We start from the raw sequence: 14,581 nt of genomic DNA on the forward strand, positions 1-14,581 counted from the left end.
TTACTTGATCGCAAAGCGGCGATCGAGGCGGGTGGAACATGCTGGACGCGGGTGAGCGGCTCGGGGCTGAGGAGTTGCGGGAGCTGCAACTGGAGCGGCTGCGGGAGACCCTGCGGCGGGTCTATGAGCGGGTGCCGTTCTACCGGGACTCCTTCGACAAGGCCGGGGTACGGCCCGAGGACTGCCGTTCGCTCGACGACCTGCGGCTGTTCCCGTTCACCACCAAGGCCGATCTGCGCGAGCACTACCCGTACGGGATGTTCGCCGTGGACCGGCGGGACATCCGGCGGCTGCACGCCTCCAGCGGGACGACCGGGCTGCCCACGGTCGTCGGCTACACCGAGGCCGACCTGTCGATGTGGTCGGACATGGTGGCCCGCTCGATCCGCGCGGCGGGCGGCGGGCCGGGGGACGTCGTCCATGTGGCGTACGGGTACGGGCTGTTCACGGGCGGCCTCGGCGCGCACTACGGCGCGGAGCGGCTCGGCTGCACGGTCGTGCCCGCGTCCGGCGGTATGACGGGCCGGCAGGTCCAGCTGATCAGGGACCTGGAACCGCGGATCATCATGGTCACGCCGTCGTACATGCTGACGCTGCTCGACGAGTTCGAGCGGCAGGGCGTCGATCCGCGCGGCACCTCCCTGGAGATCGGGATCTTCGGCGCCGAACCGTGGACCGAGGAGATGCGCCGGGAGATCGAGGAGCGGTGCGGGATCGACGCCGTCGACATCTACGGTCTTTCGGAGGTGATCGGGCCCGGGGTCGCGCAGGAGTGCGTCGAGGCGAAGGGAGCGCTGCACGTCTGGGAGGACCACTTCTTTCCGGAGGTCGTCGATCCGATCACCGGTGAGGTGCTGCCCGAGGGCGCGGAGGGCGAGATCGTGTTCACCTCCCTCACCAAGGAGGCCATGCCGGTCGTGCGCTACCGCACCCGCGACCTCACCCGGCTGCTGCCCGGCACGGCCCGCGCGTTCCGGCAGATGGCGAAGGTCACCGGCCGCAGCGACGACATGGTGATCCTGCGCGGCGTGAACCTCTTCCCGACCCAGATCGAGGAGATCGTCCTGCGCACTCCGGGCGTCGCCCCGCACTTCCAGCTCCGGCTGACCCGCGAGGGCCGGCTGGACGCGCTGACCGTACGGGCGGAGGCGCGCCCGGACGCGACGCCCGGGGAGCGGGAGGCGGCGGCCGTGGCGATCCGGGGCGCGGTGAAGGACGGGATCGGGGTGTCGGTGGCCGTGGAGATCGTCGACCCGGAGACGCTGGAGCGGTCGGTGGGGAAGATCAAGCGGATCGTGGACCTGCGTCCCCGAACCGCTCCCGCAGCTCCCGCTTGAGGATCTTCCCGCTCGCGTTCCTGGGCAGCTCGGTCACGAACAGCACCCTCTTGGGCGCCTTGAAGTGATCGAGCTTCTCCCGTACGTGGGCGAGGAGTTCGGCTTCCGTGACGTCGCCGCGGGGGACGACGACGGCGGTGACCGCCTCGATCCACGTCGCGTCGGGCAGCCCGACCACGGCCGCCTCGGCGACCCCGGGGTGGGTGTACAGGACGTCCTCGACCTGCCGTGAGGCGACGAGCACTCCCCCGGTGTTGATGACGTCCTTCACGCGGTCGACGATCGTGTAGTAGCCGTGGGCGTCGCGCACCGCGAGGTCGCCGGAGTGGAACCAGCCGTCCCGGAACGCCTCGGCGCTCTCCTCGGGCTCGTCCCAGTAACCCTCGCACAGCTGCGGGGACTTGTAGACGATCTCCCCGGGCGTCCCGTCGGGCACCTCCGCGCCGTCCTCGCCGACCACCCTCGCCTCGACGAACAGCACGGTCCGCCCGCAGGAGTCCATGCGGCCCTTGTGCTCGTCGGGGGCGAGGACCATCGCGAGCGGCCCGATCTCGCTCTGTCCGAAGCAGTTGTAGAACCCGAGCTTCGGCAGCCGCGCCCGCAGCCGCTCCAGCACCGGGACCGGCATGACGGACGCGCCGTAGTAGGCCTTGCGCAGTCCGCCGAGGTCCCGGGTCGCGAAGTCGTCCCGGTTCGCGAGGCCGATCCACACGGTCGGCGGGGCGAACAGGCTGTCCACGCGGCCCTGTTCGACCAGGTCGAAGATCGTGTCCCCGTCGGGCGCGTCGAGGATGACGCCGCTCGCCCCGGCGGCGAGGTAGGGCATCAGGAAGACGTGCAGCTGCGCGGAGTGGTAGAGCGGCAGCGCGTGCGCGGGCCGGTCGCCGGCGCTCAGGTCGAGGGCCGCGATCGCGCTCAGGTACTCGTGCACCAGCGCCCGGTGCGTCATCATCGCGCCCTTGGGCCGGGCCGTCGTACCGGAGGTGTACAGCAGCTGCGCCAGCTCGTCGGTGCGCGCCTCGGGGCCCTCGTACGGCGGGGTCCGCGGGAGCCTGTCGAGGAGGGAGCCGGGTGTGTCCCTGAGCGGCAACTGGCGTACGCCGGGCGGGAGTCGGTCCGCGAGGGCGGGGTCGGTGAGGACCAGGGCGCTGCCGGACTGGGTGAGGAGGTAGCCGAGGTCGGCGCCGGTGAGGTGGTGGTTCACGGGGACGTGGACCAGTCCGGCGCGGGCGCAGGCGAGGAAGGCGATGACGTAGGCGTCGGAGTTGTGGCCGTAGGCGGCGACCCGCTCCCCCCGCCGCACGCCCTCGGCGAGCAGGACGGCGGCGGCCCGGGAGACCGCCTCGTCCAGTTCCCCGTAGGTCCAGACGCGGTCGCCGTACTCGATCGCGGCGCGGGCGGGGGTGCGGGTGGCGCTGCGCCGCAGTACTCCGTCGACGGTGGTGCTGGCGTGTCCGGGCGTCATGGGCATGATCTTCGGCCGGGGGCGGGGCGGGGTCAAGTCGGGGGCCGGCCCGGCGGGGCCGCGGCGTCGGGGGCCGGCTCGAAGGGCGGCCGGCTCGGGAAGCCCCGCGCCCCAGCGGCCCCGCTCGCCTCAGCAGTCCTGTCCACCCCAGCGGCCCCTCTACTCCAGCGGTGCCACCGGGCCGTCCGGCGTCTGGGCCCGGCCCGCCAGCATCTGCCGGGTCAGGGCCTCGGTCTCCGACTGCGGGAGGCGGTGGTAGCCGTCCTCCGTCACCGAGACGACGACCGGGAAGATGCCCCGGTTCACGTCGGGGCCGCCGGTCGCGCTGTCGTCGTCCGCCGCGTCGAAGAGGGCGTGGATCGCGGTGAGCGCGGCCTCGTCGCGGGTCATGCCGGGGCGGTACAGCTTCTTCAGGGCGCCCTTGGCGTGCGGGGAGCCGGAGCCCTCGGCGTGGAAGTCGCTCTTCTCGAAGAGGCCGCCGGTGACGTCGTAGCCGAAGATGCGGCCCTTGGGGCCCGGGCCGCGGTCGGCGATGTCGTAGCCGGCGAGCAGGGGGACCACCACGAGGCCCTGCATGGCCTGGGCGAGGTTCTGGCGGACCATCGTGGACAGCCGGGTCGCCTTCGCGTTGAGGGTCATGGGGATGCCCTCGACCTTCTCGAAGTGCGTCAGCTCGACCTGGTAGAGCTTGACGAGGTCGAGCGCGAGGCCGACGGTGCCGGCGAAGGCCACCGCCGCGTGGTCGTCGGCCGGGTACACCTTCTCCAGGTCCCGCCGGGCGATGACGTTGCCCATGGTGGCCCTGCGGTCGCCGGCCATGAGGACGCCGTCGCGGTAGGTGAGGGCGAGCACGGTGGTGCCGTGCGGGACCTTGCCGGGGTCGGCGACGACGCCGGGCGGGAGGGGCGCGCGGGTGGGCAGCAGTTCCTCGCGGTGCTCCGCGAGGAACTGGGTGAACGACGAACTCCCCGGCACGAAGAACTCCGGTCCGAGCATGCCCCCGCTGGTCGCGTCTGTCACGGTCCACCTCTTCCACTCTCGACGGCAAGCCCTTCCTACCCGACGGGAGATCGACTACGCCAGTGGACCGGCCGCGCGGCGCGGTGTCCCGTATGCTCCGGCAGCCTCGTGCACCGCTCAGCGGCCTTCCCAATACGGCTCCCGCAACCGCCTCTTGTACAGCTTGCCGTTGGGGTCGCGGGGCAACTCGGCGATGAAATCTATGGACTTGGGGCGCTTGTACCCGGCGAGGCGGGCCGCGCAGTGGTCGAGGAGGGCGGCGGCGAGATCGGGGCCCGGGGTGTGTCCAGGGGCCGCTTCCACGACCGCCTTGACCTCCTCGCCCCAGTCGTCGTGCGGGATTCCGAAGGCGGCGGCGTCGGCGACGGCCGGGTGGGCGAGGAGCGCGGACTCGATCTCGGCCGGGTAGATGTTGACGCCGCCGGAGATGATGAGGTCGATCTTGCGGTCGCGCAGGAACAAGTAGCCGTCCTCGTCGAGGAGTCCGAGGTCGCCGACGGTGAAGAAGTCGCCGATGCGGTTCTTGCGGGTCTTGCTCTCGTCCTTGTGGTAGGCGAACCCGCCGGTGTTCATCTTCAGGTAGACGGTGCCGAGTTGGCCGGGCGGCAGCCGTTCGCCGTCGTCGTCGAAGATCGCCAGCTCGCTGATGGGCCAGGCCTTTCCGACCGTGCCGGGCTTCTTCAGCCAGTCCTCGGCGGTCGCGAAGGCGCCGCCGCCCTCGCTGGCCGCGTAGTACTCCTCGACACAGGTGCCCCACCAGTCGATCATCGCCCGTTTCACATGGTCCGGGCAGGGCGCGGCGCCGTGGACGGCGTGCCGCAGGGAGGAGACGTCGTAGCGGGCGCGGACGTCCTCGGGGAGGGCGAGGAGGCGGTGGAACTGGGTGGGGACCATGTGCGTGTGGGTGCACTTCTCGTCGTCGATGAGGCGCAGCATCTCCTGCGGCGTCCACTTGTCCATGAGGACGAGCCGGTGCCCGATGTGCAGGGAGGCGCCCGCGAACTGGAGCACGGCGGTGTGGTAGAGCGGCGAGCACACCAAGTGGACGTTGTCACCGAAAGGTTGGATGCCGAAGATGCCCAGGAAGCCGCCCAGGTAGGCCTCTTCGGGCAGCTTGCCGGGCAGCGGCCGGCGGATGCCGCGCGGGCGTCCCGTCGTCCCGGAGGTGTAGTTCATGACCCAGCCGAGGGTGCGCTCCTCTGGCGCCGACTCGGGCTGTCCTGCGAGGAGTTCGGCGTACGGCCGGAAGCCCTCGGCCGTACCGACGGCGTACCGGTGGTCCGGGGGCAGGCCGGCCTCGTCGGCGGCGCGGGCGGCCTCGGCGGCGAAGCGTTCGTGGGTGATGAGGACCTTCGCGCCGGAGTCGGCGACGATCCAGGCGATCTCGGGGGCCACGAAGTGGTGGTTGACCGGGACGAGATAGAAGCCGGCCTGCGTCGCGGCGAGGTAACTCGCGAAGAACTCCGGGGAGTTGGGGAGGACGACGGCGAAGGCGTCGCCGCGCTCCAGGCCCGCGGCGCGCAGTCCGTGGACGAGCTGGTTGGCCTGCGCGTGCAGGCGCCCGGCGGTCCACCGCTCGCCGTCGGGGGCTGTCAGGGCGAGCCGTCCGGGGTGTTCGGCGGCCTGGGTCCAGAATCCGGTCATCGGGCGTCCCTTCCGGCGATGCGCAGCATCCGGTCCACGGCCCGTTCGAAACCGCGGGTGAGGTCGTCGACGACCGCCTGGACGCTGCGGACCTCGGTCATCCGGCCGACGATCTGCCCGACGGGCGTCCCGAGCAGCGGTTCGACCTCGTACTTCTGGATCCGCGAGACGGCCTCGGCGACGAGCAGGCCCTGCAAGGGCATCGGCAGGGTGCCCGGGCCCGCCGGGTCGTCCCACGCGTCGGTCCATCCGGTGCGCAGCTGGCGGGCGGGTTTGCCGGTGAGGGCGCGGGAGCGGACGGTGTCGCCGGAGCCGGCGGCGAGGAGCTTGCGGGTGAGCGCGGCGGAGGTCAGCTCGGCCTCTTCGGTGGTCAGCCAGAGCGAGCCGAGCCAGACGCCCTGCGCGCCGAGGGCGAGGGCGGCGGCCACCTGGGCACCCCCGCCGATCCCGCCGGCGGCGAGCACCGGCAAGGGCGCGACGGCGTCAACCACCTCTGGAGTCAGGACCATCGAGGCGATCTCACCGGTGTGCCCGCCGGCCTCGTAGCCCTGCGCGACGACGATGTCGATGCCCGCCTCCTGGTGCTTCCGCGCGTGCCGGGCGCTCCCGGCGAGCGCGGCGACCAGGACGCCCTGGCTGTGCGCGCGGTCGATGACGTCGGCCGGCGGTGAACCCAGCGCGTTGGCAAGGAGTTTGACCGGATACTCGAAGCCGACGTCCAGCTGGGTCCGGGCGACCTGCTCCATCCACCCGGTGATCCGCCACCCGGACGCCTCGCCCTCCGCCAGCTCGGGCACCCCGTGCTTGGCGAGCGTCTCCCGCACGAACTGCCGGTGCCCTTCGGGGATCATGGCCTCGACGTCGGCCTCGCTCACGCCCTCGACCTTCTTGGCCGGCATGACGACGTCGAGCCCGTACGGACGGCCGTCGACGTGCGCGTCCAGCCAGTCGAGGTCGCGCTTGAGGTCGTCGGGTGCGGTGTAGCGGACCGCGCCGAGCACGCCGAAGCCGCCGGCCCGGCTGATGGCCGCGGCGACGGCGGGGAACGGCGTGAAGCCGAAAAGGGCGTGCTCGACTCCCAGTTGGTTGCTCAGCTCCGTCTGCATGGGGCGCAGGATGCCGCAGCCGGGCGGATGAGGGAAGAGGTTTCCTGACAGACCGTCAGCTGAAAAACTGAGGGATCATCAGATCTGCTGTTCGAGCACCGCCATCGCCGCGTTGTGCCCCGGCACCCCGCTCACCCCTCCCCCGCGCACGGCCCCCGCCCCGCAGAGATAGACGTTCGCCTGAGCCGTCTCGACGCCCCAACGCCCGGTCCCCTCCTGGGCGTACGGCCAGGACAGCTCGCGGTGGAAGATGTTGCCGCCGGGCAGCCGCAGGTCGCGTTCCAGGTCGAGCGGGGTCTTCGCCTCGATGCAGGGGCGGCCGTCGGCATCCGACGCGAGGCAGTCCAGGAGGGGTTCGGCGAGGTGGGCGTCCAACTGGGCCAGGGTGCGCCGGAGAAGTTCCTCGCGGGTGCCCTCGTTGTCGTCCCGGAACAGCCGCGCCGGGGTGTGCAGGCCGAAGAGGGTGAGGGTGTGATGGCCCGTCAGCTCCGGGCCCAGGATGGTCGGGTCGGTCAGGGAGTGGCAGTAGATCTCGGCGGGCGGCGCGGCGGGGAGGGCGCCCGCCGCCGCCTGGGCGTGGGCGGCGGCGAGGGCGTCGTACCCCTCGGCGATGTGGAAGGTGCCGGCGAACGCCTCGCGGGGGTCGGTCTCCGGGTCGCGGAGTTTCGGGAGGCGGGTGAGGAGCATGTTGACCTTGAGCTGGGCGCCCTCGGCGGGTGGCGGCGGGGCGGCGCCGGTGAGCTGGGCGAGGGTGTGCGGGGAGGCGTTCACGAGGACGTGGCGGGCGGTGACGGTGCCTTCGCCGTCGGCGGTGCGGTAGGTGACCTCGGCGCTGCGGCCGTCCGTGTCGATGCGGGTCGCCTCGTGTCCGGTGGCGAGGACCGCGCCGGCTTTGCGGGCGGCGTCGGCGAGGGCGTCGGTGAGGGCGCCCATGCCGCCGACGGGGACGTCCCAGGCGCCGGTGCCGCCGCCGATGACGTGGTAGAGGAAGCAGCGGTTCTGGGCCAGCGAGGGGTCGTGGGCGTCGGCGAACGTGCCGATGAGGGCGTCGGTGAGGACGACCCCGCGTACGAGGTCGTCGGCGAACCGCTCCTCGATCGCCGCGCCGACCGGCTCCTCGAAGAGGGCGCGCCATGCCTCCTGGTCGTCGACGCGGCGGCGCAACTCCTCGCGGGCGGGCAGGGGTTCGGTGAGGGTGGGGAACACGCGGCGGGCGACGTGCCCGGTCATGCCGTAGAAGCGCTGCCAGGCGTCGTGCTCGCGGTCCGATCCGGTGAGCCGCGCGAACGCCTCCCGTGTGCGTTGCTCGCCGCCGCCGACGAGGAGTCCGGTGGGGCGGCCGGCGCGGTCGGCGGGGGTGTACGAGGAGATGTCGCGGGCCTGGAGCCGGACGGTCAGGCCGAGGTCGTCGACGATCTTCCGGGGCAGCAGGCTGACGAGGTAGGAGTAGCGCGAGAGGCGGGCGTCGACGCCGGGGAAGGGGCGGGTGGAGATCGCGGCGCCGCCGGTGCGGCCGAGGCGTTCGAGGACCAGGACCGTCCGGCCGGCCCGGGCCAGGTAGGCGGCGGCGACGAGGCCGTTGTGACCGCCGCCGACGATGACGGCGTCGTACGCGTGATGTGCTGGCATGCCTCTTGGTAGCACGGGTGATCAGGCGCCGCCCACCCTCCGGCGGGGTGTGGCGGCGGTCCGGGTGTGGCGGGTCTCGTCCCGGTGGGCGGCGAGGGTGTCGGGGTGGTCGGGGCCGAGGAGGCGGGTGCGGGCCTCGGTGATCGCGCGGTACTCCTGGAGGGCGTCGGCCCAGCGGCCGAGCCAGCCGAGGGCGACGGCGGTCTCGCGGCGGCTGACCAGGGTGTCGGGGTGGTGCTCGCCGAGGGTGCGGGCGCGGATCGCGTGGACGGCGCGGGCCTCGGCGAGGGCTTCCGCCCAGCGGCCGAGCCTGCCGAGTCCCACGCCGACGCTGTGCCGGGAGCGCAGGGTGTCGGGGTGCTCGGCGCCGAGCACGCGGGCGCGGTCCGCCGCCAACTCCCGGTGCACGTCCAGGGCTTCGGCCGGGCGGCCGAGGCGGCCCAGGCTGACGCCGGTCTCGTGGCGGGCGGCGAAGGTGTCCAAGTGACCGGCGCCCAGGACGCGTTCACGGATCCCGGCGACCTCGCGGTAGAGGTGCAGCGCCTCCGCCCAGCGGTCCAACTGGCCGAGCGCGCAGGCGACTTCGTAGCGGCTGACCAAGGTGTCCGGGTGCTCGGGCCCGAGGGTGCACGCGCGGGCGTCGGCGACCTCGCGGGCGAGCCGGTACGCCTGCGCCGGGCGGCCGAGCCGGCCGAGGTTGACGGCGAGGTTGTGGCGGCAGCGCAGGGTGCCGGGGTGGTCGGCGCCCAGCGCGCGCTCGCGGGCGGCGAGGACGGCCGTATAGACGTGGTGCGCTTCGAGGTGCCGGCCGAGCCGGCCGAGGACGTACGCGGTCTCCTGGCGGGCGGCGAGGGTGTCGGGGTGCTCGGGGCCGAGCAGTCGGGCGCGTTCGGCGGCGAGGGCGCGGTGCGCTTCGACGGCTTCGGGCCAGCGGGATTGGCGGCTGAGGGATCGGGCCAGGGCTTCGAGGTTCGGCAGCGATTCAGGCTTGGACCCCGACCCCGACCCCGACCCCGACTCCAGCCCCGACTCCGACTCCAAGTCCGGCTCCGGCTCCGCCCCCAGCCCCAGCTCCGGCTTTGGCGCCCACTCCCCCGCCAGCCCCTCCCCCTCCGCCAACGCACCTCCCCGCACACCCCCCACTGCCAAGTGCCCCGCCTTCATCCCCCTTGTCCAGGACGGAAGTTGCCCCGGCCCCCGCCGCTCCGGGCGGACCGTCACCACCGTCGGGACGTACCCCGGAGAGCCGCGGCCCAGCACCAGGCGGCGTTCGATCTCGTGGGCGTCGTGGGGGCGTTCGGCGGGGTTCTTGGTCAGGAGGTCCAGGACGACCCGGTCGAGGTAGGCGGGGAGTTCGGGGCGGTGTTCGCGGGGCGGGCGGGGCGGGGTGTCGCGGTGGCCGATGAGGATGGCCCAGGGGTCGGCGAGGTCGAACGGCGGTGTTCCGGTGGCGAGTTCGTACAGGACGCAGCCCAGGGAGTAGAGGTCGCTGCGCTGGTCGACCTCGGTGCCGGCGATCTGTTCGGGGGACATGTAGTGCGGGGTGCCCATGGCGACGCCGGTGCCGGTGAGGCGGGCGGTGAAGCCGATGTCGTGGGCGAGCCGGGCGATGCCGAAGTCGCAGATCTTCAGCGTGCCGTCGGTGAGGCGGACGACGTTCGCGGGCTTCAAGTCCCGGTGCACGATGCCCTGTTGATGGGTGTAGGCGAGCGCGGCGCAGAGCTGGGCGGCGGCCTCGACGACCTCGGGGACGGGCAGCGGCCGGTGCCGGCGCTCGCCGAGCAGCTGGCAGAGGTTGCGGCCGTCGAGCAGCTCCATGACGAGGAACAGCACGCCGTCGCTGTCGCCGAAGTCATGGACGACGGTGATCCCCCGGTGCTGGAGCGCCGCCGCGACCCGGGCCTCCCGGCGGAAGCGCTCGCGCAGCACCCGGGTGAACCCCGGATCGGCTTGCGGGCCCGGCGGTTTGAGGCACTTGACGGCGATCTGCCGCCCCAGCGACTCGTCCCGCGCCCGCCACACCTCGCCCATGCCGCCGCGCCCGATCAGCTCCAGCAGCCGGTACCGCTCCTGGATCAGCCTGGACTCCGCCATCTCGCCCCGCCGCCCCCGTCGTCGCCCCTCCGACGGGTCCAGTATGGCGAGTTATGGGCCGACTTCGCAGGGTGCGAGGTGGGCGGAAGAGGGTACGCCAGATGCACCATACGCGGTGTCACTCCACGCGGGGGTTGGTGTAGAGCGTCCCCTCGGACCAGATGTAGCGGGTCCCGCCCCACTGGGCGGCCGACTCGACGTCGGGGAAGAAACCCCGCCCCTCGAGGTTCGCGCTCGTGTTGCATAGCACGGGCACTCCGGTGAGTTCGGCGTAGGCGGTGAGGATGCGGGCGGCGGCGGTGTCCTGGGTCCTCGCGATGGTCTGGAGCCGGGCGGTGCCGTCGAGGTGGACGACCGCCGGGACGCGTTCGGCCCAGCCGGGCCGCATCCGGTGCTCGAAGATCATGTAGGGGTCGGGGGTGCCCGGGTCGAAGACCTCGGGGGCGCGGTCCTCCAGGCAGATGGGCGCGACGGGCCGGTAAGAGGCGCGGTTCTTGATGTCGTTGAGCCGGTCCTTCATGCGGGTGCTGGTCGCGGGCGCGATGATGCTGCGGTTGCCCAGGGCGCGCGGGCCGAGTTCGGCGCGGCCGGAGAGGACGACGACGGGTTCGTCCTCGGTGTGCAGGAGGGCGGCCAGCTGGCGTTCGTCGCAGGGCCGGGCGCGCCAGCCGGCGGGCAGGGTGCCGGTGGTGATCTTCGGTCCGCTGTAGACGTCCCACTCCAGGGCCGTCCGGCCGCGCCGGAACAGCTCGCAGGCGGCGGTGCCGATCGCCGCGCCGGCGTCGTTGGGGAAGGGCGGCACGAAGACGTCCCGGAAGACCTGCGTGGCCCGGATCGCGGTGTTCCACTTGATGTTGAGGGCGCAGCCGCCGCTGAGGACGAGGTTGTGGGCGCCGTCGGGGAACCGGCCGCGCACCGCCGCGGTGAGCCGGTCCAGGAGGTGGTGGCCGATGTAGGCCTGGTAGGTGGCGATGAGGTCGGCGTTGGTCAGGCCGGGCATCAGCTCGTCGCGGTTGGCGGCGACCTTGTCGCCCAGCATGCCGACCTTGTCGACGGGGAGGTCGCGGAACTCGGCCATGAGGTCGTCGAACACGGCGAAGGCGCCGGTCTCGACCCGGCCCTTGGCCGCGTACGCCATGGCCTTGCCCGCGACGGAGAGGTGCGCGCGGATGTAGCGGTCCGAGGTGACGTCGTCGGTGTCGAGCAGGTACGGCTCGAAACGCGAGCAGAAGGCCGCGAAGCTGTTGCCGAAGACGGGCATCAGGGCCTCGACGAAGGTGACTTCGCGGGTCGCGGCCCGTACGTGGTAGAGGCGCGGGGTGACGAGTCCGTCCCAGACCACGACGAACGCGTCCTCGCCCCGGGCGGCGAACGGGCTCGAACAGTACGTGCCGATGAGGTGGTTGGCGACGTGGGTGTAGCTGGCGTAGCTCTCGAAGCCGTGGCCGCTGAAGGTGTGGCGCTGGAGCGGCCCGTCGTCGCCGGGGCTCTCCAGGTAGGGCGCGGTCCGCAACTGGACCGGCCGGCCACCGGAGTTGACCTTGACGGCGGGCGCGCCGGCGGCGTCTTTCGTGTACCAGCCGTCGACCACGAACTGGTCGACGTCGGCGGGTGACAGTCCCTCGGCGGCGAGGATCTCCGTCACGCGTTCCAGGTCTCCGAGGGAGCTGTAGCGTTCGCCGTTGCCCAGCTTCTCGATCTCGTAGCTGAAGAGGAGGCGGCCGTCTTCGATGACGGCGACGCCGCCGTCGTGCGATGCCTTGATCCCGCATATGAGCATGTGGTCAGCCACACCTTTCTGGCCGGATGGCGGCCGGGAGTTTCACGTCACGCGCCGCCGGCGGCATGGAGCCGTACCGGCAGTGAGTGGAGCCCGCGGATGATCGTGCTGGTGCGCCACCGCAGGTCCCCGGGGTCGGCCGCGAGCCGCAGGCCGGGGAAGGCGTCGAGCAGGGCGCCGAACGCCACCCGCAGCTCCACCCGGGCCAGCGGCGCCCCGAGGCAGTGGTGGATGCCGTGGCCGAAGGCGAGGTGGCCGCCGTCGGCGGGCCTGCGGACGTCCAGCGCGTGCGGGTCGGTGAAGCGCAGCGGGTCGCGGTTGGCGGAGGCGAGCGCGAGCAGGACGAAGTCGCCGGCCGGGATCTCGGTGCCGTCGACGGTCAGGTCCTGTGCCGCGCACCGGAAGGAGGCGTGCTTCAGGGGGCTCTCCAGCCGCAGGAACTCCTCGACCGCGCCCGGCAGGAGGGAGCGGTCCGCGCGCAGCGCCTCCCACTGGTCCAGGTTCTGGAGCAGGTGCAGCGTGCCGTTGCCCAGGGCGTTGAGGGTGGTCTCGAAGCCGGCGACGAACATGAGGTAGGCGGTGGAGACCAGTTCGGTCTCGGTCAGCAGGCCCTCGTCGTCGTGTGCCGCGACCAGGGCGGAGAGCACGTCGTCGGTGGGCGTGCGGCGTTTGCGCTCGACGAGTTCGCGGATGTAGTCGACGACCGCGGTCGTGGCGGCGACGGCCGCTTCGGGGGAGTCGCCGGAGACGAGCGCCTTGGACCAGGACTTGAAGTTCTCCTGCTCCTCGGCCGGCACGCCCAGCAGCAGGCAGATCACCCGGACCGGCAGCGGGAACGCGAAGGCGTCGAGGAAGTCGACCGTGTCGCCGCCTTCGAGGTCGGCGACGAGTCCGGCGGTGATCTCCTCGACGCGCGGCCGGAGTCTCTCGACGGCGCGGCTGGTGAAGGACTTGCTCACCAGCTTGCGCATCCGGGTGTGGTCCGGCGGGTCGGAGTTCAGCATGTGGCTGGCGATGACCGGGGAGAAACCGGCCCGCCGGCTGCTGTCGGGCACGTTCTGCGCGAACAGCCCGTCCATCCGGTTCAGGTCGGTGCTCAGCCTCGGGTCCGCCAGCGCGGCGCGCACCGCGTCGTACCCGGTGATGATCCAGACCGGCAGTCCGCCGCACACGGGGACTCCGGGGGGCATCATCACGCGGTGCGCGGAGCCTTCGGCGCCGAGTTTCGCGTACACCGCGTAGGGGTCCTGGACGAAGTCGTCGTCGAGTTCCAGCGGGGCGGGGTCCTGGTTCATGCGCGTGTCCTCGCAGTGGTCGTCGGTCGCGGTGCTCCTGGGGTGGACAGCTCGGCCGTCCGCAAGGCCAGTCCGAGCGCCTGGTCCGGGTTGAGGCGGGGGTCGCACGCCGACTCGTACCGGCGGTGCAGGTCGTCGAGGCCCACTTTGGCGCCGACGCATTCGGTGACGTCCTCGCCGGTCAGCTCGACGTGCAGGCCGCCGGGGTGGGTGCCGAGCGCGCGGTGCACCGCGAAGAAGCCGGCGACCTCGGCGAGGATGTCGTCGAACCGTCGGGTCTTGTGTCCGCCGGGCGCCTCGAAGGTGTTGCCGTGCATCGGGTCGCACACCCACAGCACGGGCGCGCCGGAGGCGGTGACCTTCTCCACGAGTTCCGGCAGCAGGTCCCGTACCCGGTCGGCGCCCATGCGCACGATGAACGTCAGCCGGCCGGGCCGGTGTCCGGGGTCGAGGCGGTCGATCAGGGCGAGTGCCTGTGCGGGGGTGGTGGCGGGGCCCAGTTTCACCGCGACCGGGTTGGCGACGGTGGCGAAGTAGGCGACGTGGGCGCCGTCGGGCTGCCGGGTGCGGTCGCCGATCCACAGCAGGTGGCCGCTGCCGGCGTAGCGGCGGCCGGAGCGCGGGTCGGGGCGGGTCAGCGCGGCCTCGTAGTCGAGGAGCAGTCCCTCGTGGCTGGCGAACAGCTCGGTGCCGGCGCAGGTGCGCAGGACGTCGAGGGTGCGGCGGGAGGCGTCGTACGCGCGCAGCAGGCGGGTCGGGTCCGGGCGGCGGTCGGCGGGGGTGAAGGCGGTGCCGTTGACCGCGTCGCCCCGGTAGACCGGCAGGGTGCGTCCGTCGACGGTCTCGGTGGGGCGGGAGCGGGGTTTGGCGTACTGGCCGGCCATCCGGCCGACGGTGACGACCGGCAGCGCCGAGGCGTGCGTGAGGATCGCGGCCATCTGCTGGAGGAGGCGCAGTTTGGCGTGGACGGCCCGCGTCGAGAGGTGGTCGAGGCGTTCGGCGCAGTCGCCGCCCTGGAGGAGGAACGCCTCGCCTCGCGCGGCCTGGGCGAGCCGTTCGGTGAGCGTGTCGCATTCCTGGGGGGTGACCAGTGCGGGCGAGGCCGCCAACTGGCCGGTGACGTCGTCGAGTTCGGCGGGGCTCGGCCACTCGGGCCGCTGGTGGGCGACGAGGGTGCGCCAGTGGGCGGCTTCGCCGGTGCGGGTCATGAT

At 72.7% G+C, this 14,581-nt stretch carries 10 protein-coding genes; 1 reads left to right on the forward strand and 9 read right to left on the reverse strand.

Annotation, left to right across the window (positions count from 1 at the left end; genetic code table 11):
- Positions 1 to 38 precede the first annotated feature (38 nt).
- A complete protein-coding gene (gene paaK, locus ACYUD3_RS20240) occupies positions 39 to 1,337 on the forward strand; it encodes a phenylacetate--CoA ligase PaaK (protein ID WP_470971788.1) in 1,299 nt (432 codons plus the stop codon).
- Here paaK and ACYUD3_RS20245 read toward each other — a convergent pair.
- The 9 genes from ACYUD3_RS20245 to ACYUD3_RS20285 all read right to left on the reverse strand — a co-directional run bounded on the left by ACYUD3_RS20245 (position 1,285) and on the right by ACYUD3_RS20285 (position 14,578).
- The gene (locus ACYUD3_RS20245) at positions 1,285 to 2,802 is read right to left on the reverse strand and encodes a fatty acyl-CoA synthetase (protein WP_470971790.1); all 1,518 of its coding nucleotides are present in this window, start codon (positions 2,800 to 2,802) and stop codon (positions 1,285 to 1,287) included. The two genes, paaK and ACYUD3_RS20245, sit on opposite strands and share 53 nt — an antisense overlap.
- A gap of 159 nt (positions 2,803 to 2,961) precedes the next feature.
- Entirely contained in the window at positions 2,962 to 3,798 is an 837-nt protein-coding gene (gene prcB, locus ACYUD3_RS20250; protein WP_470971974.1) for a proteasome subunit beta, read from the reverse strand.
- 141 nt (positions 3,799 to 3,939) lie between these two features.
- Positions 3,940 to 5,466: an acyl-CoA synthetase gene (locus ACYUD3_RS20255; protein ID WP_470971792.1), complete on the reverse strand. Its 1,527-nt coding sequence runs from the start codon at positions 5,464 to 5,466 to the stop codon at positions 3,940 to 3,942.
- Positions 5,463 to 6,572, reverse strand: coding sequence for an NAD(P)H-dependent flavin oxidoreductase (locus ACYUD3_RS20260; protein WP_470971794.1), 1,110 nt, complete (start codon positions 6,570 to 6,572; stop codon positions 5,463 to 5,465). The genes ACYUD3_RS20255 and ACYUD3_RS20260 overlap by 4 nt, the downstream gene beginning before the upstream one ends.
- Before the next feature lie 78 nt (positions 6,573 to 6,650).
- Positions 6,651 to 8,201 (reverse strand): phytoene desaturase family protein, encoded by a 1,551-nt coding sequence (locus ACYUD3_RS20265; protein ID WP_470971796.1) that lies wholly within the window; start codon positions 8,199 to 8,201, stop codon positions 6,651 to 6,653.
- Between the two features lie 21 nt (positions 8,202 to 8,222).
- Positions 8,223 to 10,295, reverse strand: a complete 2,073-nt coding sequence (locus ACYUD3_RS20270) for a serine/threonine-protein kinase (RefSeq protein ID WP_470971798.1) — start codon at positions 10,293 to 10,295, stop codon at positions 8,223 to 8,225.
- A 118-nt stretch (positions 10,296 to 10,413) separates the two neighbouring features.
- Positions 10,414 to 12,075 carry a carbamoyltransferase N-terminal domain-containing protein gene (locus ACYUD3_RS20275; RefSeq protein WP_470971800.1) on the reverse strand — a complete coding sequence of 554 codons (1,662 nt, stop codon included), beginning with the start codon at positions 12,073 to 12,075 and terminating at the stop codon, positions 10,414 to 10,416.
- A 47-nt stretch (positions 12,076 to 12,122) separates the two neighbouring features.
- Positions 12,123 to 13,370 carry a cytochrome P450 family protein gene (locus tag ACYUD3_RS20280; protein ID WP_470971802.1) on the reverse strand — a complete coding sequence of 416 codons (1,248 nt, stop codon included), beginning with the start codon at positions 13,368 to 13,370 and terminating at the stop codon, positions 12,123 to 12,125.
- Positions 13,367 to 14,578: a 3-deoxy-7-phosphoheptulonate synthase class II gene (locus ACYUD3_RS20285; RefSeq protein WP_470971804.1), complete on the reverse strand. Its 1,212-nt coding sequence runs from the start codon at positions 14,576 to 14,578 to the stop codon at positions 13,367 to 13,369. The genes ACYUD3_RS20280 and ACYUD3_RS20285 overlap by 4 nt, the downstream gene beginning before the upstream one ends.
- Positions 14,579 to 14,581 lie beyond the last annotated feature (3 nt).

Source organism: Streptomyces sp. AMJ-169, from assembly GCF_055597585.1.